Raw genomic sequence first — 21,759 nt, forward strand, 5'->3', positions numbered from 1 at the left:
TACCTCCTTAAATTACTGTCTGTGTCTTTTTATTGGCATATGAATTTGTCACAAGACCATTTTGAATAAATAAAAAAACCACGCAAGCGTGGTTTCATAAAGGTGGACGTATGGACAAAAAAACCCAGTACCTCATCTTAATACAAATAAAAAACCACAGACATTATGCCTGTGGTTGATAAATCAAATTCTATAATCTAGTCTTGATCTCTTCCGCAGGCTACAAACTTATTAAATTGTGAAACAGGCACAACTATAGCGCTAATGCCAAATAAACCAGTATTCATGTTACCAAGTCTAAATTTAATATTCATCATCGTTTATAACCTCCTTCTTTAATATTTAGGTGTACTTCGCCTATCGAAGCACTAACCTAGACATAGGATATAATAATTTTTTTATATACGCAATACTTTTTTACATTTGTCATGAGCTTGTAATATTTGGTTATCTCTGACCATACTTATTGAGATAGAAATCCCTCATAAATTCACAATCTTCACGACTGAGTTCAATTGCACCACCAATGTTTGCAGCCATAATTGTAGCTTGCGCGGATTTTTCACAAATAAGTGCGATTTTAATTGTCTCTTTCAGTGTGCTTCCTGCAGCTAATAAGCCATGATTAGATAAAATCACCGCTTGTCGATCTCTTAAGGCTTCAACAACAACTTGTCCTAAGTCATCCGATCCAGGTAGTCTATAGTCAGATACACGTACGTCACCACCTACGATTTGCACCAAATCTTCGCAAGAAGCTGGAATTGGTTTTCTTGCAATTGCCATTGCAGTACAGTGAACTGAATGCGTGTGTACTATCGCATTGATATCTGGTCTATTTTTATATATTTCTAAATGCATTGGAAGTTCTATTGATGGTTTCATGTTGCCATCAATTAAATTACCTTCCATATCCACAATAGGTATATTCTCAGGCAACATCTTTTCATATTCAACACCAGTTGGTGTAATGGCAACTAGTTCTTCACCGGCGATTCGTACACTTAAATTACCCCAAGTACCAATCACTAATGACGATTTCAATATGGTTAAACTTGTGTCGATTATCTCTTTTCTAGCAATTTGATGTTTCAATGACATTTTGAAACCTCCTTTTCAATCGGATTAAGGAATAGCTACACTAACGCAGTGTTAATCGTTAAGTAATAGCGCCTACAGCAGAATATCACATCCCAAATTTCATTTCAAGTGAACACTATTTCATTACAAGTGAACACTTAACCACTTGCGACATTTCACATGCTTAACTTTACATTAAGGCTCTTTCTATAACAGCTTTTATTTCCTCAGTTAATTTTATCGTATCTTTGTTCATTTCCGCCGTCATTTCAATCGGTTCGGAAATCACAATCGTGACTTTAGCAGGGGTTATTTTAAAAGAACCTTTTTTCATAAGATTCATAGAATTGTTAATTGTTACAGGTACAATAGCAGCCCCTGATTTCGTAGCAAGTTTAAGACCACCTGGTTTAAAATTTTGTAACTTGCCATTTGGACTTCTTGTTCCTTCAGGAAATAAAACCATAGAATGGCCACTCTTCAGTGTCTTCACACCTTCTGTAATCCCTTTAACTTGCTGCCTTATATCATCTCTATCCATAAAAACACAATGCATAAACTTCATCCAGTCTCTTACAAATGGGAGCTTAAGCGTTTCAATTTTTGCAATAAACCCCTTTTTACCTGGGAGTTGTGTAATCAAAAGTGGAATGTCAAAATTACTTTGGTGGTTACTCACAAACAGTACAGCACGGTCCATTGGAATGTTTTCCAAACCAATGACGACAGTTTCACAACCTGCAATTTTTAATAACGATCCCATATAACTGCGCGCTTTTTTATCTGCAAATTTGCTTTTTTCTTCTAAATCTTCAATTTTCTTTGCCTTGAAGTAACTTGGAATTAAAATTATTAATTTTACCCAGAAACAAATAAACCAATATATTGTGCGAACCATGATGCCTCCTTATACTTAAAATACCCTCACGATATTGTGAGGGTATTTTTTGTCTATTTCAAATATCATACTATATATTTTATACAGATACCATACTTATTAGCTAAAAGTCTATTCCACCACTTCATCATGAGAATATGGGATTGAAATTTTAAAACAAGTGCCTTCTCCAGGATTACTTTCAACACTTATTTTTCCCTGATGTTTATCCACAATTATGTTGTGAGAAATGCTTAGTCCAAGGCCTGTTCCCTGACCTACAGGTTTAGTTGTAAAGAATGGATCAAATATTTTGTTTAGATGCTCACTATCAATCCCACTCCCGTTATCACAAACCATGATAACACAAAATTCCTTTTCTGGGATTGTTTCAACCTTAATTATGCCTGATCCTGCATATGTATATCCTTTTATCGCATGAGCAGCATTGATAATCAAGTTGACAAAAACTTGTTCAATTTGACCTTTATTGCAGTAAATAGGCGGACACTGCTGTAGATTTTTTTCAAGTGTTGCTATATACTTCACTTCATTATTGACAACGATGAAAACTTCTTCCAAAAGTTCAATTATATCAACGTACTCAAAATAATTTTCATCAGATAGGCGTGCAAAATTACGCATACTATTTACAATCTTTGCTACACGATCAAGTCCTTTCTGCGAATCAGTTATCAACTCTGGAAAATCTTCAAAAACAAATGTCATATCGGATTTTTCCCATAACTCTGCTGCGACTTTTTTAAATTCTTCTAACGATAATGAAGAATCTTCTATTTTACTCATAATCGTCTTGATAAAGTTTTCAAAACTGTCCACATATTGCCTTATATTCGTAAAATTACTAATAACAAATGCCAGTGGATTGTTTATCTCATGTGCAATTCCAGCTGCAAGTTCACCTATAGCTACTAACTTTTCTTTTTGAACTAAGTGATACTGAGCTTCTTTAAGGGATTCATTTACTTTTACAAGTTTAGCATTTTGTTCTTCTAAAAGCTGTGAATTTTGTTTTAGTTTCTGATCATTTTCGATTTCTCTAAAAGTTGAATTAATACGTGAAATAAAATCCATCTCTTCGAATGGTTTTTTAATGTAATCTGATGCGCCTAAATCAAAACAAGCTTTCAATATTTTCGAATCGCTAATTGTAGTCAACATTATAATCTTAGGTATATCTTTCATTTTAGTGGTGTGTAAATGCTCTAGAACTTGTAAGCCAGTGAGTTTTGGCATAATTATGTCTAACAAAACCAAATCTATGGAATGACCATAAATATGTTGCAGTGCCTCTTCTCCATCCATTGCAAACTCAATTTCACAATCGATTTCATATTTTACCAATGTATCTCTAGCAATAAATTGATTGATTCTGCTATCTTCAACAATTAATATTCTCATTTAGACCTCCACATTCAATGATAATATACCCATAATAAATCATGGCATTCAATATTGTCTAACTATCAACCATAGTTTCTAATAGTAATTCAATCAACTTTTTAGTCTGACTTTTTTCTCTTCTCATCTGTTCAATCATTGAATACTCAAAGTGTTTATGATGTTCAATTACTTTTGAAACCACTTGTAAATATTCTGCTATCTCTTGTTCAGATAAGGATTTTTCTTGCCCCATCAACCCAATAAGATGTCTTTTAATTATCCCGTATCTTATGAGTAAAAGCCACAATGCTTCTTTTATATTTTCACCTTCTGAAAATGGAAAAAGAGTACGGAAAACATGATTTACAAAATAATTTTTTAAGATATAAGAGGATTGATTTAGAAAAGTTTTGTAATTCTGTGTTCCAATATTGATATTTCCAGTTGATGCTATTTGTGTAATTTCCAAAAATCTTGCTGAATCACTTGCACCAATTCCACTTAGATGTTTTAACAAATAATCGGTATATGAAATAAAAGATGCATCGTCAAACAAATTGTATTTCTTTGATATAAAAAAATCACTTCTTGTTTTATTAGAATTCATATATCTGTCATATTTTTCAATTACTTCCTCTAAAAGATTTAATGTTTTATTTTTTTCAAGCATAAAGCAATCTTCTATAAAATTTGATAAAATCACCAAGCTTATCTCCACTGAATAGCACTCACTTGATAAAATTTTCATAGCTTGATCTCTCACCAATTTCAAGTTAGCGATCAATGTGTTTTTATATAATTTGTCATTTTGTTTTATTTTGTAAGTTAGCAACTCATTTATATTTTCTTCATCAATCTCAACGAGTTGCATTGCATCGGGATCTGAAACTATCTTTCTAGCAATTTCAGGACAAGAAGGTGTTGCTGACTGCTCTAGTTTTCCATCAATTTTATTTGTGATTCGAGGAAAATTGGTACAGACGTTAGACAGATAACTTTCACCCATATGTTTGTGAATCATACATAAGTTTTCTGAATTTAAAAACTGGCACCTTCTAGAGTCATCTAGAGATGCATATGCATAATCTACAACTGGATCATAACAGTTCGTATTGATATGAATGTATTTTTTAAATTCATTTTTCATTCTAGGTTCTTGTACTTTCTGGTATTTAAGATATGTTTTCTTGTCAATATCCACATCCCAACCAATACAACAATTATCTTCACATGAACCACCAACACATTTAAAATTAAGCATATATTTTGGGACTATCATCTTATCACCTTCTCTTCAGGATTATGTTAACTCTCATAACAACTGGGTATAATTTCTCAAACGGGGAAAGGAGGTTTTTCTATTATGAAAAAAGTATTATTAGGGGTTTTGCTATTCATAATCATCGCTGGTATTGGTATCTACGTGACGCTAAATACTGGTACTAAAGTTGATGTCACCTACAACACTACTGATTTTAACTCAGCACTAACAAAAACCTCGATTGTCATTGATGATATCAAGGAAATTAACCTTATCACTTTGGCCCAAAAAGATTTTGTCGTTTCTGGGACAAACACTGTTGATATCTCATTCTCAAACGAGGAAATGAGCGCACTTATTGATATGGCCAATCAATCTGGTGGACCAATTTCGGACTTCAAGGTCGCCTTTTTAGGAAATAACGAAGGCGAACTTAGTTTTAAACTCACTGATCAATTTCTGAACTTTATCAAAGAAGAAAACATGATTTATGTTCCAACTTCAACTTTTAGTGCTATCTCAAATTCATATCTATTCGCATCCACAAGTAATAGCATTACTGATACTGTTGTCAACTTTATTACAAATATTGCTGCAAATAAGCCAATATATGCTAAAGGAACTTTGACAAAAACATCTGAACATTCTGTCACAGTTCATATATCATCCTTAAAGGTTGGTCAAATTCCATTAAGTAATGAAGTGATTTCAAAGGTTGAATCTGAAGTTGTGAAATTTGTAAATGCTTTGCTTAGTGAATCTAATGGTTTTAGCATTGAAGAATTACGTATTGAAAATGGTGCTATTTATTACAAAGGAACACTACCATCTGAAATAAAAGGTAAAAAAATAATTGACTAATCTACATGTTTAAACTGCGTTGTATAACCACTTGGCGTTAAAACATCAAACCGATAACCTAAAGCTAAGTAATGTTCTATTATTTCTGGCAAGGCTTCAACAGTGGATTTTTTTGCATCCGTGTCATGAAATAATACGATTGCATCCTTTTTCTTTGAAATTTGAGTGTAAGCGTTTGATTTTATGGTTCCAACTTCAGCATAGGTTGCCATGGCATCACCACTGTCGATGTTCCAATCGAAAAATTGAACGCCTTGATCTAACATCATTATGCTAAGTGAAGTCACAAATTCATTTCCTTTAAAATTTCTTGCTGTATTCGATCCACCTGGAAATCTATATAAAGTTGGGGATTCTCCAATGACAGAATACACAGCATCTTGACACAAGTTAAAATCTTTCCAAAACGAATCCTCATCCTTATAAATCAATGTATAATTATGAGAATATGAATGATTTCCTATTGCATGACCTTGCTTATTGATTTCTCTTAGCACATCAGGATTTTTATTGACATTTCTACCTTGTACAAAAAAAGTTGCTCTTACATTATATAGCTTAAGAATTTTAAGTATATCAAGCGTTGTTTCTTTTGAAGGACCATCATCGAAAGTTAAATACACAACTTTATCTGTAAGTGAGGACATTTGGCGATTGAGCACTTCATTACTTTGCTTTAAATCCTGTATCAATTGATTGAGTTCATTTTGTTCTTGTATTAAATCATCTATTTGATTATCTTTATCTTTTATAATTGTTTCTACATTTTGTAGTTCCTTTATTTTTTCTTCTTGATTTACGACAATTGTTTTATACTCACTGAGTTCGTTTTTTTGGTTATTGTTTATTTGAATTGCTTTTAGACCTGTTGAAATAGCCATCAAAACAAATAAAGAAATTACAACTTTAAATATTTGTCGATTCATTATTCACATCCTTTACCTTATGTATAGTCAATAAGCTCTTTATATTATAGCATAGCACATAATGTGAAATTGTTTTTATTTCTTAAAGGAGGATTTTATGTCTAAAAAGGTATTAATTTTCGTATTAATTTTATTAACTACTACTTTTTATCAACTTTCATCAGGCACTGAAACGATACAAAAAATCGTAGCTGCTTTTAACTACGAAATCAAACTATCACTTAATGGCGAAGCATACACTCCCACTGATGATGATGGAAGAGAATTAAAACCAATAATCTATGAGGGGCGAACATATCTCCCTTTAAAAGCTTTTGCTGATACACTTGGTGTGTTTGTAGATTGGGATCCAAGTTCAAAGACTGTAATCATAGCTACTAATGATGAAAATTTTGGAATCCCTTACAACGATGCCAATACAGATGCACAGATAGACACATTTACTACACCTAAATTATCTGGAAGTATTGTTGAACAAAAGGTCAAATTAACTTGGGAAGTCATTTCAACTTCAAATTTTACTGGCTATAAAGTAGTTGCCTCAAAATATAATAGTGAGCCATCGTATCCAAATGATGGCTATGCTGCCTATATTACCGATCGAAAAACGACATCCTTTTTGATTGATACAAATTCATCATATAACGGTGGTGATTTTGATGGTAAATTCATCAGTGGTCAAAAGTATTATTTTAGCATAACTGCGCTATATGGTGAAACCAAAGTTAAAGGTAATGTGGTTGAAATCATTATGCCTTAACCATTATAAAAATGAGAGCTATAACCACAAATACTGTGATTATAGCTCTCATGTCTTTTTTACTAAAATTGCTTTACTGTTTCTTATTCTTCCCAGTTATGGTAAACGGTCTGAACATCATCATCATCTTCTAAAAGATCAATGAGTTTTTGCATATACTTGATATCTTCTTCGTCTGTAAGCTTTGTCATCGTCTGTGGAAGATAACGAAGTTCTGCCATACTAAACTCAAATCCTTGAGATGATAAAGCATCTCTAACACCTGCAAAATCACCAATGTCTGTGATAACTTCGTAGTAATCTGTCTCAACTGAGATATCCTCTGCACCTGCTTCGATAAAAGTCATTTCTAGTTCTTCATCATCCATACCTTCTTTCTTATCGATAACGAGTACACCTTTTCTATCAAACATGAAGCTTACACATCCATTTGTTCCAAGATTCCCTTTTCCTTTGGAGTAATAACTTCTTACATTTGCAGCCGTTCTGTTTGTATTATCAGTTAAGCATTCTACGAGGACTGCTACCCCACCTGGGCCATATCCTTCATAAGTTAATTCAGTAAAGACCGCTCCATCAGTTTCTCCGGCGCCTTTTTTTACAGCTCTGTCTATATTGTCATTTGGCATATTAGCTGCCTTAGCTTTTTCAATTGCACTCATAAGTGCGGCGTTGTAAGTCGGATCTCCTCCACCTTCTCTAGCTGCTACCATAATATAGCGACCTAGTTTGGTGAACTCTTTTGCTTTCTTTGCATCCTGCTTACCTTTACGGTTTATAATAGTACCTATTCTACCCACGTTTTTTCTCCTGTCCCATTCAGATTCTGAATTTATGCAAAAACATTATAGCATATAAACGACTTGTATGCTAGAATTTTGGTGGACTTGGAGGCATGCTACGCTTATGTGCAGTCTTCTCATGAAGCATTTCAATAATTGTCTTATCATTTTCAGGAATTTCTACCCCCATGATATAATCATCAATCATATCATAAGTAGTTCCCATTTCGGCTTCATCTGTTTGACCTTCCCACAATCCTGCTGAAGGCTGTCTGTCAATTATTTGTTGAGGTACATTCAATACCTTTGACCACTGAAAAACTTCTCTTTTCAAAAGGTTCCCAATTGGTATGATATCCACTCCGCCATCTCCGTATTTAGTGAAATACCCTGTTAAAACTTCAGCTGCATTATCAGTACCTGCAACTAAATAACCTAGAGAATTGGCAACACCGTACAAAGTGGTCATGCGTAATCTTGCACGTAAATTAGCATCTGCCAATTTTTCATTTTTCACTTCAAAGCCTTCTAATCTACGTTGAATTTTTCCAATGAGAAGATCATGTTCTTCTGATAAATCAACAGTCAGGTATTCTATACCAATTGCCTCAGCAAGTGCTATTGCATCTTGAGCATCTTTAGGATTGCTTTTACAAGGCAAAACAACACCCAATGAATTTTCTGGAAAGGCTTTCTTGATTAAAGAACCTACTAAAGAGGAATCAATTCCTCCGGATAACCCAACAAGAACGCCTTTAGAGCCTGACAGCTTAACTTGCTCTCTAATCCATTCAACTGTTAGTTCAATTTTTTCTTCAACTGTTTTAACCATTAATGTTTCCTTCCTTAGTTTTGTATTTAGATAATAAACTACTACTATAACTAACGTTTGTCAAGTTCAACCAAAACACAATTTAAATATACAGTGTTTACACCAGCAACTTCCGAAGTCTCTACAATCTCAGGCGTAAAAGTTCCCGGTTGAAACCAAATATTTTCAATTTTGAGTTCCATTACTTCTTTAAGTGTTTCCATAGCGCGTTCTGGACTCACAACTACATCTACACAATCAACTTTAACAGGTAGATCACTTAAACTACTATAGCATATATCACCATCGATCTCTTGATACATTGGATTCACCGGATATACTTCATAACCAAATTTTTTTAACTTTTTATATATTTTGTTGCCAAATTTTGATTCATTAGCTGTTGCACCAACAACTGCCCATTTTTTTTGATCTAACATCGATTTAATTAAAGCATCCATAAAATTCTCCTTTCAGAATTCAACTGATTACTGTAAAGTACATGGCAAGATTTATTAAATATGCAATTATATATGATAACCTATTTATACCAATTATCCTCTGTAAAAAACAAAATACTATATCACGTTTCCTTCATGAATTGTTAGATAAAATTCACCTTCATTTTGAATACTTATGTTTCCAGAAGTGAGGTTCACTAAAGCTTCAATGTTACGTTCTTCATTTAGAGCATCTACATAAAATAATATTGTAACCTCATCAGTAAAAATTGTATCTTTTAAAATAATATCTTCTTGATTGAGTATGAAATTCTGAATTTTTCCGTGCATCTGATAATCAACATTGCATTTAATAAGCTGTTTAACTTTTTTATCAACAATTTTTGATGCGAACAAGACTTCTTTTGCACTCTCTGTGTATGCACGTACCAAGCCTCCTGTGCCTAGTTTGACACCCCCAAAATAGCGTGTCACAACTATACATAAATTTGTAAGGCCTTCTTTTTTAAGCATTTCTAATATTGGAACACCTGCGGTACCTGAGGGTTCCCCATCATCAGAGTATCTTTGTGTAGAATAGTTGTCTCCCAGTACGTATACTGGAACATTATGCGTCGCATCCCAATTTTTTTTTTTAATTTGTTCGATAAATTGAATTGCATCGGCTTCATCTTGAACAGGTTTTGAATACGCGATAAATCTTGATTTATTGATAACAGTCTCGCTGACTGCTTCTAGATAAATGGTTTTAAAGTTCTTCATCTCACTTTATGCCTCCACCAAATACTCAGCATATCTGTTGTAATCTGCGATGGATACTTCTACATCAATTAAAGTTCCTTCTTCCATATATTCCATTTTAGTTACTTTATAGGTTTCACATAAATATGATGCGACTTGACCTTCTGCGTATGGAATCATGAAAGCTGCTTTTTTATGATCTGAAAAAAGTACCTCTTTGATAGTTTTCAAAAGAAGGACAATATTTTCACCTGTTTTGGCAGATATGCTAATTGAGTCTTTTAAATGGTCTATGATGAAATTACCTTTATCAATCTTATTGTATAACGTTACCATCGGAATTTGATCTGCTTTTAACTCTTTTAAAACATCAGTTGTTACAGCCATTTGCATGTCGGCGTTATCATTTGAAGCGTCTACAACATGTAGGAGTAAATCCGCATTTAAAGCTTCATCTAATGTCGCTTTAAATGCACTTACTAAACTATGTGGTAATTTAGATACAAAGCCAACTGTATCAGTAAGTATAAACTCCTTTTTATCATCTAAAATAATTCGTCTGCTATAGGTGTCTAAAGTTGCAAAAAGCATATCTTTTTCAAAAACATGTCGTTCAATATCTAGCTCAGTAGCTTCACCGATTAAACGATTCATAAGTGTAGACTTTCCAGAGTTAGTATAGCCAACTAGCGCCACTATAGGCACTTCATTTTTTTCTCTTAATTGACGCTGAACTATTTTATTCTTATCGGCTTCTGCTATCTGTCTCTTAATTTCATCAATTCTCTCTTGGATTTTTCTTCTATCGAGTTCAAGTTTTTGTTCTCCAGGCCCTCTTGTACCAATACCACCACCAGTTCTTGACAGGTTACCATTCATGCCAATTAGTCTTGGAAGTCTGTACTTAAGCTGTGCAAGTTCTACTTGCAATTTGGCAATTTTGGTTTGAGCACGAATCGCAAATATATCTAAAATTAAGGCTGTTCGATCCAAAATCGTAACACCTATTAGTGCCTCTAAATTACGCATTTGTGCACCTGAAAGTTCATCATTAAAAATTACAATATCTGCTTCGGTATCTTCTACTGCTATACGTACTTCTTCTACTTTTCCCGAACCGATATAAGTTGGGGCTTCAATTTTAGCCTTATTTTGAATAATGATATCGACAACCTCTGCATCGGCTGCTAAAGTAAGTTCAGCCAATTCATTCATCGATTCTTCAACACTAAATTCGCCTTTTAATCCTTGGAACATTCCAACGAGCACTGCTCTTTGCTTTTTAATTGTATTTTCTTCCATTTTCGCTCACTCTTTCAATAGTTTATATTATTAGTTATTATACTACAAAGACAGGACAATTCATAATATCAATTTGATTGCCCCTAATATTAAAAATACATTATAAAGAATTAAAAAATAGATTGTCTTTGTGCAAATATGTTATAATACTTTGTAGGATTTTGCGCGCTAGCGCAATCAATGCATCAGGAGGTTTTTAATGGAAAGCACTAAAAAAGCAGCCCCTGGACAAAAGCCCAATCGTTCAGGAAAATCTGGTAATCACAAAGAGAAAAAGCAAAAAAGTTCATTTATGAATATAGTGAAAATCGCACTCATTGCTATGATTGTTTTGGGGTTAGTTGGCACAGGCGTTACTTATATGTACGTTATGTCTGTTGTCAAGAATGTCGAACCTATAGATCCCGATTTAATCGCTGCAACATTAACTGAGAATTCGGTCATTGTTGACAGTCAAGGTAGAGTACTTGAACATATTCAAAACAGTGGTTTGAGAACTGTTGTCCACTACAACGATATGAGCAAAGATTTGATCAATGCCTTTGTTGCAGTTGAAGATAAAACATTTTTTGAACACAATGGTTTTAACTTTATCAGGTTGTTTGGTGCTGTAAAAGACACATTGACAACAGGAAAACGACTTGGTGGTACAAGTACCATTACACAACAGCTTGCAAGAAATATCTACCTTTATGAAATTAGAAGTGATCGTGCACTAGATCGAAAGGTAAAAGAAGCATATTATGCAATTGAACTTGAAAAATTTCTTACAAAAGAACAAATTATTGAAGGATACCTAAACTTAGTTTATTTAGGATCAAACTCTAATGGTGTTGAAGCTGCTTCTCAAGCTTATTTTTCAAAGAGTGCTTCTGAACTGAACTACATTGAATCTGCTTTACTAGCAGGCATTGTTAAATCACCATCTGTATATCCACCTATGATTACAAAAGAAAAGGTCAATGTCACAGCCGATGATTACATCATTGATGACACAGACCCACTATATACGTTGGTATTTAATCCAACTTGTGAAGACAGATTCTTAACGTCAATTTACCTAATGCATCAAAATAATAAGATAACAGATGCTGAATATGAATACGCTAAAACTGTTGATCTTAAAACGCTAATTCACCCAGGAAAAACTGCGCAATCAGAAATCACTTCTTTCTTTGCTGATATGGTAAAAGATGATGTTGTTGCTGATTTAGTTGATCAATATGGTTACACAAAAGAAGATGCAACTAACCTTCTCTATACTGGTGGTTTAACAATCGAGTCTACAATCGATTTCGATATGCAAAAAACACTAGAAAGCAATTATGCTCAAGATAATTTCACGCCTTATTATGGAGAATCAACCGCCGTTGCGGTTAGGGCATTCCAGAAAGACAAAGGATTATCAGTTGATGGTGTTGCTGGACAAAACACGATTGCTAAAATCAGAGAGTTATCTGGTATGGATACTTCAATTTTTACATTGGATGTATATAAAAAAGGGGTAAATAGTGATGAAGTTATCACATTAAAACGTACTCTTTTTGAACTTGGTTACCTCGTTAACAACGAGAATTTCCCTAAAGTAACTGTTATGCTAGATTCAAAAGGTAACATTATATCTGAAGAAAGTAAAAGATTATTAATCTATAAACAGTCAAACTTAATTGATGATAATGAAAATTTTGTAATTCCATCAACTGACTATAAATTTGATGATAACGGTAATCTCGTACTCTTCAAAAATGAAAGAATGTATTTCTATCCACATTATCAAAATGATCAGCTTGTAAGTATTCAAGTCGTTGTAAAAGAGACTTTTACTTATAATGAAAACAGTGATGAAAATGAGAAGCTATCTGGAGGAAAATATAATATAACTGATCTTTATACTTATGAAGGTCGAGATGTATTGATCCCTAATGAATATAAAAGCTTTGATGAAAATAACAATGTTGTTGTTGATAAAAAATTCCTTGTAGATTATCCAGATTTCTTCACGATTGATGGTAATCAAAATATCTTAGTTTCAAAAGGTGATTATGTCATCAATGAAAAAGGAACAATTCAACCACAGTCAGCTATGGTAATCATTGATTATCATACTGGAGAATTAAAATCCATCGTGGGTGGTAGAAATATCACAGGACAGCGTGTATTCAATCGTGCGACTAATCCTAGACAACCAGGATCAGCAATTAAACCAATATCTATTTTTACACCTGCTATTGATTCAGGTAAGTATACTGCTGCTACTGTCATTGACGATAGACCTGTTTACCTTTTAGGAGATGGCACTACAAGATGGCCGATTAACTGGTATGAAGCTTATAGCAATTACAATAAAAACTTTGGTCTTGTAACGCTAAGAGAGTCTGTACAACAATCTATAAATGTTACTGCAGCTTTAATAGCACAAGACTTAGGTGTTGATACCTCTATTTCATATCTTCAAAAATTTGGAATTTCTACTTTAGTTACTTCGGGCGATACAAGCGATTTAAACATTGCAGCTGTAGCTCTTGGTGGTATGACCAAAGGAATCACACCGTTAGACTTGACTGCTGCCTATGGTGCAATCGCTAACAAAGGAGTTCTTAATGAAGTAATTACCTACAAAACCGTTAAAAATGGTAAAGGTGAGATTTTACTTCAAAATGAAAGCAAACAAACTTATGTCATTGATGAAAATGTTGCTTATATTGTTCAAGATATGATGAAAACGTCTGTAGAATCTGGGGTTGCAACAGCAGCTAAATTATCACCTAATAATGATATAATGCCTGTATCTGGTAAGACAGGAACTACATCTAGCAATATCGATGCATGGTTTATCGGATATACACCATACTATGTAGGTGGCGTTTGGTTTGGTAATGATGTCAACATCCCACTGGATCAAGGTTCTAGAATTTCTGCTCAGTTTTGGAAAACAGTTATGTCTGAAATTCACATGGACTTAGAGTCAAAGCAATTTGATGTTCCATCTGGAATTGTAAGGGTTACAGTAGATACAATCTCTGGAAAGCTACCAAGTGAATTATCTGCTCTGGATCCTCGCGGTACAGTTAGAAGTGAAATTTTCCTGAGAGGTACAGAGCCAACTGAAGTTGATGATGTACATGTTATGGCTGATATTTGTACCGAAAGTGGTAAACTGGCAACTGAATTTTGTCCTACTACCCTTGTTGAGAGTAGACTTTTTGTTAAAAGGCCAGTACCATATGATCCTGCTGAAAATCTTGATGGAAGAGGCAACCCAATTATTCTACGTGACTCTGGTTATGATTTACCTATTGAAGAGTGTGATATTCATACTGCAGAAACAACTACACCTGAACCAACTTCACCCACTTATATAGGAATCAAACCAACGGTTAGATTAGTAGATGGAACTTTATTTGTTCAAAGGCCCTATCCAATTGATTTGATGGATGGATCAGTACTAGTACTTCAAGTTGGTTCAAAAATTAATACTGATGGTTCAATCACACTTTCAGATGGTAGTATTTTAATGGCTGAAAGTATAAAAGATATTCCAAATTATTCAACAGAAGATTTAGATGCTCTGAATCCTTAAACAATTATAAAAGCCACTCAAATTGAGTGGCTTTTTTCGTTTCTATATTTATATAAACTATCAAGCTAAGATCTTTTTAAAACTTCTCCTTTAGAGATAATAATTGTATCTCGTGATGTAATTGCTGCTTCTATCAACTCATCCACTTGTAGTAAATCCATAGATGCTTGAATCTTCTCAAGTCTAGGTTTGGTTACTACTCTATCTGGTAAGAAAACAGTACAGCAATCTTCAAATGGTAAAATTGATGTCTCAAATGTATCAAGTTTCTTTGCCAGATTAATAATTTCAACCTTGTCATATGCTATCAAAGGTCTAAAAACAGGCATTTCAATCATACTATTGGTCGCATTCATACCTTCAATGGTTTGACTGGCTACTTGACCTAAGTTCTCACCAGTAACTAGTCCTTTACAGTTGTACTTTAATGCAAGTTTTTCAGCAATTTTCATCATAAAGCTTCTCGCTAATATCGTAGACTCTTCCGACGGACAATGCTCATTTATTGATTTTTGGATCTCCAGTATATTTACACTGTGAATTTTGATATTGCCAGTATACTTCGTCAGTTTCGCTGCAAGATCAATTACTTTTTCCATTGCTCTTTCACTGGTAAATGGATACGAGTGAAAATGAACTGCTTCAAGTTCAAGCCCTCTTTTGGCCATCAAATACCCCGCAACTGGACTGTCTATTCCTCCTGAAAGTAATAACATTCCTTTGCCTGCACTACCATAAGGCATACCACCTAAAGCCGGAATCTTTTTACTGAACACATAGGCTACATTCCTAATCTCCATTGTAAGCATAATGTCAGGATTGTTCACATCAACTTTGATTGGTTGTAGATTTTTATAAAGATGTGCACCAACTATCTGGTTAATTTCAGGTGTTTTAAGTGGATAACTTTTATCTGCTCTGCGCGTCTCTACTTTAAAGGTCTTAATATCTTGCTCTTCCATTAGTCTTTGCATAAGCTTGAGACATTCTACTTTTAGATTTTCTATGTCTCTGTCCATTCTTACAGCTGGACTGACTGAAACAACACCAAATACATTGGTAACGGCTTCTATTATTGCATCTTGATTATGGGGTTCATATTCAACTACAACTCTCCCGTGTTTATCTAAAACAACTGCATCTGGAAAACTAGCAACAGCTTTTCTAATATTACTCACCAATTTTTTCTCAAAAGATCTAATGTTTTTACCTTTAAGTCCAATTTCGCCATATCTAACCAATAACATTTCTTTCATTTTCATCTCCACTTTTCTATCTATAATATTATAATAGGTTTATCTTCTTTTGCCTTTGTTCATAATTTTTTTTAGTTCTGTAGCTGTTTGAATCATTATATCAGCAGCTTCTTCAATCTCATCAATTGTACAATTCTCGCCAAAACTAATCCTAATTGCACTTTCTAATTTTGCTTCTGAACATCCTAATGCCATGAGTACATGAGAATAATTTTTCTTTTTAGATGAACAAGCGGACCCTGTTGCAACATATATCTCCTTCATTTCAAGTGAATGAAGCATAACTTCACCTTTAACACCAAGAAAACTTACATTAAGTATATAAGGTGATGAACTACTTCCATTTACAACAATATCATCAATATTCTCGAATTTTTTTAGCATCTTATTTTTCAATTGTTCAACATGTTCGTTATTCTTTTTAATTTTACCTTCAAAAGATTTTATAGCCTCGCCAAATGCAATAATTCCTAACAGATTTTCAGTTCCTGGTCTAAAAGTAAATTCTTGCTGCCCTCCGTAAAATAGTGGCTTTAAAAGACTGGTATATTTACAGACTAATGCGCCCACTCCTTTTAGGGCATAAATTTTATGCGCACTAATACTCATCGCGTCAACGTTTAACTTTTTGAAGTCAATATCTATTTTGCCAAAAGCCTGAACCGCATCAACGTGAAAATAAATAGATGTTTTATGCATCTTGTTGTATTGTGAAATAAGTGAACCAATTTCTTCGATAGGTTGAATGGACCCAATCTCATTATTAATATACATTACACTCACCAAAAGGGTCTCTTCATTTATAGCTGACTTTAGTTCGTCTATATCTATTTGACCATTGTGATCAATGCCAATAAATATCACATCTAAACCTTTCTTTTTTAACTGTTCAAACGCATTAAGTACTGATGGGTGCTCAATCTTAGAGGTTATAATACGACCTTTTTGCTTATTGGCTAACAAACCAAATATAGCAAGATTATTTGCTTCAGTACCGCCAGAAGTAAAAATAACCTCTGAATCTTTTACATTTAATTCTTCAGAGATTAATCGCCTAGTGTGTTTTATTTTTTTTTCTGAGGCAACTCCTAATGAATGCATCGAAGACGGGTTACCGAAATAATCGAGGTTTTCTACTATACTTTTTTTCACAATATTTGAAAGTGGCGTTGTTGCCGCATAATCTAGATAAATAGACACATTATTACTCCTTTACATTTCCGTTATACTTCTTTAAATCTCCATCACATTATTATATAATAATTTAGGGTTAAATAAAATTTTTTTATAAAAATAATTTGTTTTTTTGGAGGATGCCATGAAAAAACGCATTGCAGTAATTTTTACTGGTGGTACTATTTCTATGAAAGTTGATGAACGACTTGCAGCCGCCATTCCTGCGTTATCTAGTGAAGAAATTATGTCCATGGTCACAAATATTGATAGAATTGCTGATATTGACATTATTACCTTTGGGAGTTTTCCAGGACCACATATGACACCTGATAAAATATGGCAACTCTCTAATTTAGTTAAAGATACCATATCAAAGGAAGAAATTGATGGAGTTGTAATCACGCATGGTACAGATTCGCTTGAAGAAACAGCTTATTTTCTTGATTTAAATATTAATAGTCATAAACCGATCATCTTTGTTGCTGCTATGCGCAATAGTTCAGAACTAGGTTATGACGGACCAAGTAATCTATCTTCTGCAATCTGTACAGCTACTTCAGAAGACTCTAAAGGAAAAGGCGTTCTTATCGTGTTAAATAATGAAGTCAACTCAGCACGTGAGACCACAAAAACACATACACTCTCATTAGATACTTTTAAATCTATGGAGTTTGGTCCTCTAGGCATTGTAGATAATGATGAAGTTATTTTTTATCGTAACATTATTAAACATGATCATATTGAAACTGATCACTTTGAAAAAGAAGTTTCTTTGATTAAAGCATGTGTAGGTTGTGATTCCAAATATATGCAGTATGCTATTGCAAACGGAACCAAAGGGTTTGTAATTGAGGCGATGGGTAGAGGTAATGTACCTCCTGAGATGGTTACAGGTATCGAAGAAGCAATTCAAAAGGATATACCAGTCGTAATCGTATCACGATGCCCTATGGGAAGAGTTTTAGACTCATATGGTTATCCTGGAGGGGGAAAAAATATTCGCGATTTAGGCGCAATATTCGGCGGTAACTTAAACGGTCAAAAAGCCCGTATCAAACTTATGCTTGCATTAGGTAAAACAAATGTTTATGAAGAGATTAAATCAATTTTTGAAATTGGTGTATATAAATAAAATTGAAATGACATCAACCAGAGTTTTGGATGATGTCATTTTCTTTTGATTAATTATTAATAATTAATTCTTAATGTTGATGAGTTAATACTTCTTCAATATCTAAAGTATAATCAGATGATAAATCAATAAAACTATCTTTGATTTTGATTAGAGGACGATTCAAAGCAAATTTATTGACATAAACAACTTCACCAACTCTTCCGTCATTTAATTTAACACGATTGTTGATAAAAAATGAGGCTATATTAGACATAAAAACATCAGATATTGTTGGATCCAGTCCACGGAAACTTTCGTCTTTTAATATATTAAATGCTCTAAATGAAGAAACACCTTTCTTATAAATCCGATCTGATGTAATTGCATCAAATACGTCTACAACACCTATAATCCTAGCAATAAATGGGGTTTGTTCTTCTTTAAGTCCACTTGGATAGCCACTGCCATCACTTCTTTCATGATGAAATAAGATCGCTGCTAAAACATCTCTTGGGATTGCAGCATTTTCCTTTAATAGCTCATATCCAAGTTTAGCATGTGATCTTACTAAATCAAGTTCTGCTAAACTTAAACGATCTGTTTTAAATAAAATTTCTTGAGGCACTTGCGTTTTTCCAATATCATGTAACAAACCAGCTGTAGCAATTGTATAAATAGTTTGTTTATCTAAACCTAACCACTTACCAAGCATTGCTCCAAACATAGAAACATTTACAGCGTGCGTAAAATGATAGCTTTCTTTAAAAGATAATAATCTCATGCTACCTAATATATCATTATCGGATAATAATATATCTACAAGCGGCTTAATATCTTCTTCTATAGTTTTCATATCAAATTGAAAATCTTTATTTTGAACTTGATAATACATTCTTTTAAAACTTTCAAGTACTATTGCGTAGCCACTGTTTAATTCACGATACTTGCTACTTGTGATTACTCTAGAAATATCTGCAGTTTGATTGTGAGAAATCTGTTCTTCGACATATACAAAATTGATGCCATGATTACGGAAATACTCCAAATGTTTTGCGTGTAATTCAGTGCCTTGTGCTAAGATAATGTTTCCCAAATCATTATAAATATCTTTAGACAAACATTCACCTAACTTCAATTCTTCTATCGCAATTTCCTTCATACTTACTCCCCCAGATTTTGACTATTGTTTTTTATAAATCTAGAAATGATTATTGTTGCTATAAAAGCAACAAATACTCGCGTAAAAACAATTATTAAACCCTTAGCTCCAATTGCAACAAAAAGTAATGTATCTTCAACAATCGCATGGCATGCAGCTAAAAAAACGGATATAATCATCAAACTCCTATGATCAATATTTCCATCTTCTGAAGTTTTTATTAAAACACCTGCACCATAGGATATCCCAAAAATAATACCTACAGCTAAAGGAAATGCCGCGTTTTCTTCAGCACTTAACAGTTTTGTTATCGGCTTGAACAATTTGCTTATAAAATCCAACAACTTAATATCTTTGGCTATTTCCATAAATACCATCAGCGGAATTACTATAATAGCAATGCTCCATATTGATTTAGCACTACCAATTATTCCGAGATTAAAAAAATCGATTATAAAATTCATATTATATAAGCCTCTACATGTTCATTGAATAAAGTTATAAAATGAGATTTAAAATAACACCACTTAATACCCCTAGTGAAATTCTAAATGTGACAACCTTAGTAACAGGAACATTAAGTTTATTAAAAATCGCAGTTTCAACAATTAAAGAATGAGAAAACGCTAACATAACGGCTAATATAGTTATTTGCTTAACAGTTAAAGTCAATGAAGCGATCGCACCTAGTGCTGCATAGAGATTTAGTGTGTTTCCCAAAACCAATACAATTGCTGCTTCTCCTGGAAGTCCAAAAATGAACATTAATGGTTTAAATACTAGTGATATCCAATCAATAATAGGCGTTAATCTAATAAGTGTAATCAAAAGATATACAGGAACTAGAACTTTTGAAAGTAACCAAAGCGTTTTAAAACCATTTACAAAGCCTCTTTTAAAAGTACCAATCGTTATCAATGAGTTCCATCCTTATTTTTCATACATTTTAATTAACATATCGAATATATATTAACATAATTTCATATGTAAATCTAGTGTAATTGCCAAAATACAACTAATTGCATAATTCCAGTATATTGACCCTAAAATAAAAATGATATAGACTTATATTATTAGATTAAACGAGGTAAATATGGAGAAATTAATATATACTAACGAGATAAATATTCATAGTAATTTTAAGGCTTATAATGTCATGTTTATTGATATCGAAACAGATGGTCTTAGTCATAATAATAAGATAGCTATAATTGGTTTAATCATTTATACCAAGTCAAAAGACAAGCCTGAAGTTATACAACTATTTAACGAAGATTATCATTCTGAGAAAGACTTATTATTAGAACTTATAAATTTGATTCAAATTCACAACATAGATTATTATGTAAGCTTCAATGGAAATTCATTTGATTTTCCATTTATAAACGCAAGACTTATGCATTACAAAATAAAATATAAACTGTGCAAAGGAGCTAATATAGACTTGTATAGATTGGTTAAATCTAATCAGTCTTTTCTTGACCTTCCAGACGCAAAATTAAAAACAGTAGAAAAATATGTAGGTATTGACAGAACTGATACAATAAGTGGAAAAGACAGTATCATTTTATATGAAGCTTTTTTGGAAACTAAATCACCAATTCTAAAAAAGAGTATTTTGCTCCATAATTATGATGATATTGTTAATATGATTCCATTACTTAAATTATTTGACAGCATCGATTATATTCCACCATTTTATTTTGAATATCATAAATCCAAGTTTTATTTATCCTCTTATAAAATAAAAGGAAATTTTTTATTGTGTGAAATAGTTTTAAATGAACCGTATAGTCTGAAAGATTTGTATTTTACAGCTAATGGTGCTTCATTAGAATATTCAGATACGACTTTGACACTTAAACTGGAACTTGCTAAATCAGGAGATGCAAGAGGAAACATGTATATGTTTTTCAATTCAGTCATGCTTTACAATAAGAACTTTGATTACTGCAATGATGATGAAAAGCATTCTTTACTAGCTGCTTATAATCAAACATGTATTGAAGATACAATAAAAAGTTATTTAAAGTTTGTCATCGTAAAGATTCTAGATATTTTAGGAGAATCAAAATTTTAAATCCTACACTAGCAAATGTTTCAGAATTAGTATTAGATAATTGCAAAATAAAAGGTGCTGTTGCAAAATAGCCCCAAAGTAAAAAATGGACTCCAGCAAAATCAATTTTGATTTTGTTGGGTCCATTT

20 protein-coding genes are annotated in these 21,759 nt (G+C 33.0%); 5 read left to right on the forward strand and 15 right to left on the reverse strand.

Features of this window, described 5'->3' with window-relative positions; translation table 11 throughout:
• Positions 1 to 447: 447 nt before the first annotated feature.
• The 4 genes from QE109_RS03285 to fliB form a co-directional block, all read right to left on the reverse strand.
• Positions 448 to 1,101, reverse strand: a complete 654-nt coding sequence (locus QE109_RS03285; RefSeq protein ID WP_281092952.1) for a class II aldolase/adducin family protein — start codon at positions 1,099 to 1,101, stop codon at positions 448 to 450.
• A gap of 169 nt (positions 1,102 to 1,270) precedes the next feature.
• Complete coding sequence (locus QE109_RS03290; protein ID WP_281092953.1) at positions 1,271 to 1,978, reverse strand: lysophospholipid acyltransferase family protein; 708 nt, start codon at positions 1,976 to 1,978, stop codon at positions 1,271 to 1,273.
• 111 nt (positions 1,979 to 2,089) lie between these two features.
• Positions 2,090 to 3,379, reverse strand: a complete 1,290-nt coding sequence (locus QE109_RS03295) for an ATP-binding protein (RefSeq protein WP_281092954.1) — start codon at positions 3,377 to 3,379, stop codon at positions 2,090 to 2,092.
• A 58-nt stretch (positions 3,380 to 3,437) separates the two neighbouring features.
• The gene (fliB, locus tag QE109_RS03300; RefSeq protein WP_281092955.1) at positions 3,438 to 4,622 is read right to left on the reverse strand and encodes a flagellin lysine-N-methylase; all 1,185 of its coding nucleotides are present in this window, start codon (positions 4,620 to 4,622) and stop codon (positions 3,438 to 3,440) included.
• Between the two features lie 102 nt (positions 4,623 to 4,724).
• Here fliB and QE109_RS03305 point away from each other — a divergent pair, with 102 nt between their 5' ends.
• Entirely contained in the window at positions 4,725 to 5,483 is a 759-nt protein-coding gene (locus QE109_RS03305) for a hypothetical protein (protein WP_281092956.1), read from the forward strand.
• On the opposite strand, the gene QE109_RS03310 is transcribed toward QE109_RS03305, so the two are convergent.
• Positions 5,480 to 6,409: a polysaccharide deacetylase family protein gene (locus tag QE109_RS03310; protein ID WP_281092957.1), complete on the reverse strand. Its 930-nt coding sequence runs from the start codon at positions 6,407 to 6,409 to the stop codon at positions 5,480 to 5,482. The two genes, QE109_RS03305 and QE109_RS03310, sit on opposite strands and share 4 nt — an antisense overlap.
• A gap of 97 nt (positions 6,410 to 6,506) precedes the next feature.
• Between QE109_RS03310 and QE109_RS03315 the strand changes: the two genes are divergently transcribed.
• Entirely contained in the window at positions 6,507 to 7,169 is a 663-nt protein-coding gene (locus QE109_RS03315; protein WP_281092958.1) for a stalk domain-containing protein, read from the forward strand.
• 83 nt (positions 7,170 to 7,252) lie between these two features.
• On the opposite strand, the gene QE109_RS03320 is transcribed toward QE109_RS03315, so the two are convergent.
• The 5 genes from QE109_RS03320 to hflX all read right to left on the reverse strand — a co-directional run bounded on the left by QE109_RS03320 (position 7,253) and on the right by hflX (position 11,266).
• Positions 7,253 to 8,005, reverse strand: coding sequence for a YebC/PmpR family DNA-binding transcriptional regulator (locus tag QE109_RS03320; RefSeq protein ID WP_459251423.1), 753 nt, complete (start codon positions 8,003 to 8,005; stop codon positions 7,253 to 7,255).
• Positions 8,006 to 8,039: 34 nt separating this feature from the next.
• Positions 8,040 to 8,783 carry an NAD(+) synthase gene (nadE, locus tag QE109_RS03325; protein ID WP_281092960.1) on the reverse strand — a complete coding sequence of 248 codons (744 nt, stop codon included), beginning with the start codon at positions 8,781 to 8,783 and terminating at the stop codon, positions 8,040 to 8,042.
• A 50-nt stretch (positions 8,784 to 8,833) separates the two neighbouring features.
• Positions 8,834 to 9,223, reverse strand: coding sequence for a CoA-binding protein (locus tag QE109_RS03330; RefSeq protein ID WP_281092961.1), 390 nt, complete (start codon positions 9,221 to 9,223; stop codon positions 8,834 to 8,836).
• Between the two features lie 117 nt (positions 9,224 to 9,340).
• Positions 9,341 to 9,985 carry a YigZ family protein gene (locus QE109_RS03335; protein WP_281092962.1) on the reverse strand — a complete coding sequence of 215 codons (645 nt, stop codon included), beginning with the start codon at positions 9,983 to 9,985 and terminating at the stop codon, positions 9,341 to 9,343.
• A 6-nt stretch (positions 9,986 to 9,991) separates the two neighbouring features.
• Positions 9,992 to 11,266: a GTPase HflX gene (gene hflX, locus QE109_RS03340; protein WP_281092963.1), complete on the reverse strand. Its 1,275-nt coding sequence runs from the start codon at positions 11,264 to 11,266 to the stop codon at positions 9,992 to 9,994.
• 199 nt (positions 11,267 to 11,465) lie between these two features.
• Between hflX and QE109_RS03345 the strand changes: the two genes are divergently transcribed.
• Positions 11,466 to 14,846: a transglycosylase domain-containing protein gene (locus QE109_RS03345; RefSeq protein WP_281092964.1), complete on the forward strand. Its 3,381-nt coding sequence runs from the start codon at positions 11,466 to 11,468 to the stop codon at positions 14,844 to 14,846.
• Positions 14,847 to 14,911: 65 nt separating this feature from the next.
• Here QE109_RS03345 and thiI read toward each other — a convergent pair whose 3' ends face one another.
• Entirely contained in the window at positions 14,912 to 16,102 is a 1,191-nt protein-coding gene (gene thiI, locus QE109_RS03350; protein ID WP_281092965.1) for a tRNA uracil 4-sulfurtransferase ThiI, read from the reverse strand.
• 39 nt (positions 16,103 to 16,141) lie between these two features.
• Positions 16,142 to 17,302 carry a cysteine desulfurase family protein gene (locus QE109_RS03355; RefSeq protein ID WP_281092966.1) on the reverse strand — a complete coding sequence of 387 codons (1,161 nt, stop codon included), beginning with the start codon at positions 17,300 to 17,302 and terminating at the stop codon, positions 16,142 to 16,144.
• A gap of 118 nt (positions 17,303 to 17,420) precedes the next feature.
• Here QE109_RS03355 and QE109_RS03360 point away from each other — a divergent pair, with 118 nt between their 5' ends.
• Positions 17,421 to 18,410, forward strand: coding sequence for an asparaginase (locus QE109_RS03360; RefSeq protein ID WP_281092967.1), 990 nt, complete (start codon positions 17,421 to 17,423; stop codon positions 18,408 to 18,410).
• A 70-nt stretch (positions 18,411 to 18,480) separates the two neighbouring features.
• Here the strand turns inward: QE109_RS03360 and QE109_RS03365 are convergent, their stop codons facing one another.
• Genes QE109_RS03365 through QE109_RS03375 form a run of 3 tightly spaced genes read right to left on the reverse strand, consistent with a single transcriptional unit; the run spans position 18,481 to position 20,469 of the window.
• A complete protein-coding gene (locus QE109_RS03365) occupies positions 18,481 to 19,551 on the reverse strand; it encodes an HD-GYP domain-containing protein (protein WP_281092968.1) in 1,071 nt (356 codons plus the stop codon).
• 2 nt (positions 19,552 to 19,553) lie between these two features.
• Positions 19,554 to 20,015 (reverse strand): nucleoside recognition domain-containing protein, encoded by a 462-nt coding sequence (locus tag QE109_RS03370; protein WP_281092969.1) that lies wholly within the window; start codon positions 20,013 to 20,015, stop codon positions 19,554 to 19,556.
• Positions 20,016 to 20,049: 34 nt separating this feature from the next.
• Positions 20,050 to 20,469 carry a nucleoside recognition domain-containing protein gene (locus tag QE109_RS03375; protein ID WP_281092970.1) on the reverse strand — a complete coding sequence of 140 codons (420 nt, stop codon included), beginning with the start codon at positions 20,467 to 20,469 and terminating at the stop codon, positions 20,050 to 20,052.
• Between the two features lie 175 nt (positions 20,470 to 20,644).
• Here QE109_RS03375 and QE109_RS03380 point away from each other — a divergent pair, with 175 nt between their 5' ends.
• Positions 20,645 to 21,631 carry a ribonuclease H-like domain-containing protein gene (locus tag QE109_RS03380; protein WP_281092971.1) on the forward strand — a complete coding sequence of 329 codons (987 nt, stop codon included), beginning with the start codon at positions 20,645 to 20,647 and terminating at the stop codon, positions 21,629 to 21,631.
• Positions 21,632 to 21,759 lie beyond the last annotated feature (128 nt).

The organism is Fusibacter bizertensis (genome assembly GCF_029914245.1).
In the GTDB taxonomy this organism is placed as follows: Bacteria; Bacillota; Clostridia; order Peptostreptococcales; family Acidaminobacteraceae; genus Fusibacter_C; species Fusibacter_C bizertensis.

Coding starts and splice junctions, on each gene's coding strand:
- QE109_RS03305 (WP_281092956.1), top strand. CDS start 4,725: ATGAAAAAAGTATTATTAGGGGTTTTGCTATTCATAATCATCGCTGGT.
- QE109_RS03335 (WP_281092962.1), bottom strand. CDS start 9,985: ATGAAGAACTTTAAAACCATTTATCTAGAAGCAGTCAGCGAGACTGTT.
- QE109_RS03315 (WP_281092958.1), top strand. CDS start 6,507: ATGTCTAAAAAGGTATTAATTTTCGTATTAATTTTATTAACTACTACT.
- QE109_RS03290 (WP_281092953.1), bottom strand. CDS start 1,978: ATGGTTCGCACAATATATTGGTTTATTTGTTTCTGGGTAAAATTAATA.
- QE109_RS03365 (WP_281092968.1), bottom strand. CDS start 19,551: ATGAAGGAAATTGCGATAGAAGAATTGAAGTTAGGTGAATGTTTGTCT.
- QE109_RS03360 (WP_281092967.1), top strand. CDS start 17,421: ATGAAAAAACGCATTGCAGTAATTTTTACTGGTGGTACTATTTCTATG.
- nadE (WP_281092960.1), bottom strand. CDS start 8,783: ATGGTTAAAACAGTTGAAGAAAAAATTGAACTAACAGTTGAATGGATT.
- QE109_RS03380 (WP_281092971.1), top strand. CDS start 20,645: ATGGAGAAATTAATATATACTAACGAGATAAATATTCATAGTAATTTT.
- thiI (WP_281092965.1), bottom strand. CDS start 16,102: ATGAAAGAAATGTTATTGGTTAGATATGGCGAAATTGGACTTAAAGGT.
- QE109_RS03330 (WP_281092961.1), bottom strand. CDS start 9,223: ATGGATGCTTTAATTAAATCGATGTTAGATCAAAAAAAATGGGCAGTT.
- hflX (WP_281092963.1), bottom strand. CDS start 11,266: ATGGAAGAAAATACAATTAAAAAGCAAAGAGCAGTGCTCGTTGGAATG.
- QE109_RS03310 (WP_281092957.1), bottom strand. CDS start 6,409: ATGAATCGACAAATATTTAAAGTTGTAATTTCTTTATTTGTTTTGATG.
- fliB (WP_281092955.1), bottom strand. CDS start 4,622: ATGCTTAATTTTAAATGTGTTGGTGGTTCATGTGAAGATAATTGTTGT.
- QE109_RS03285 (WP_281092952.1), bottom strand. CDS start 1,101: ATGTCATTGAAACATCAAATTGCTAGAAAAGAGATAATCGACACAAGT.
- QE109_RS03345 (WP_281092964.1), top strand. CDS start 11,466: ATGGAAAGCACTAAAAAAGCAGCCCCTGGACAAAAGCCCAATCGTTCA.
- QE109_RS03370 (WP_281092969.1), bottom strand. CDS start 20,015: ATGAATTTTATAATCGATTTTTTTAATCTCGGAATAATTGGTAGTGCT.
- QE109_RS03295 (WP_281092954.1), bottom strand. CDS start 3,379: ATGAGAATATTAATTGTTGAAGATAGCAGAATCAATCAATTTATTGCT.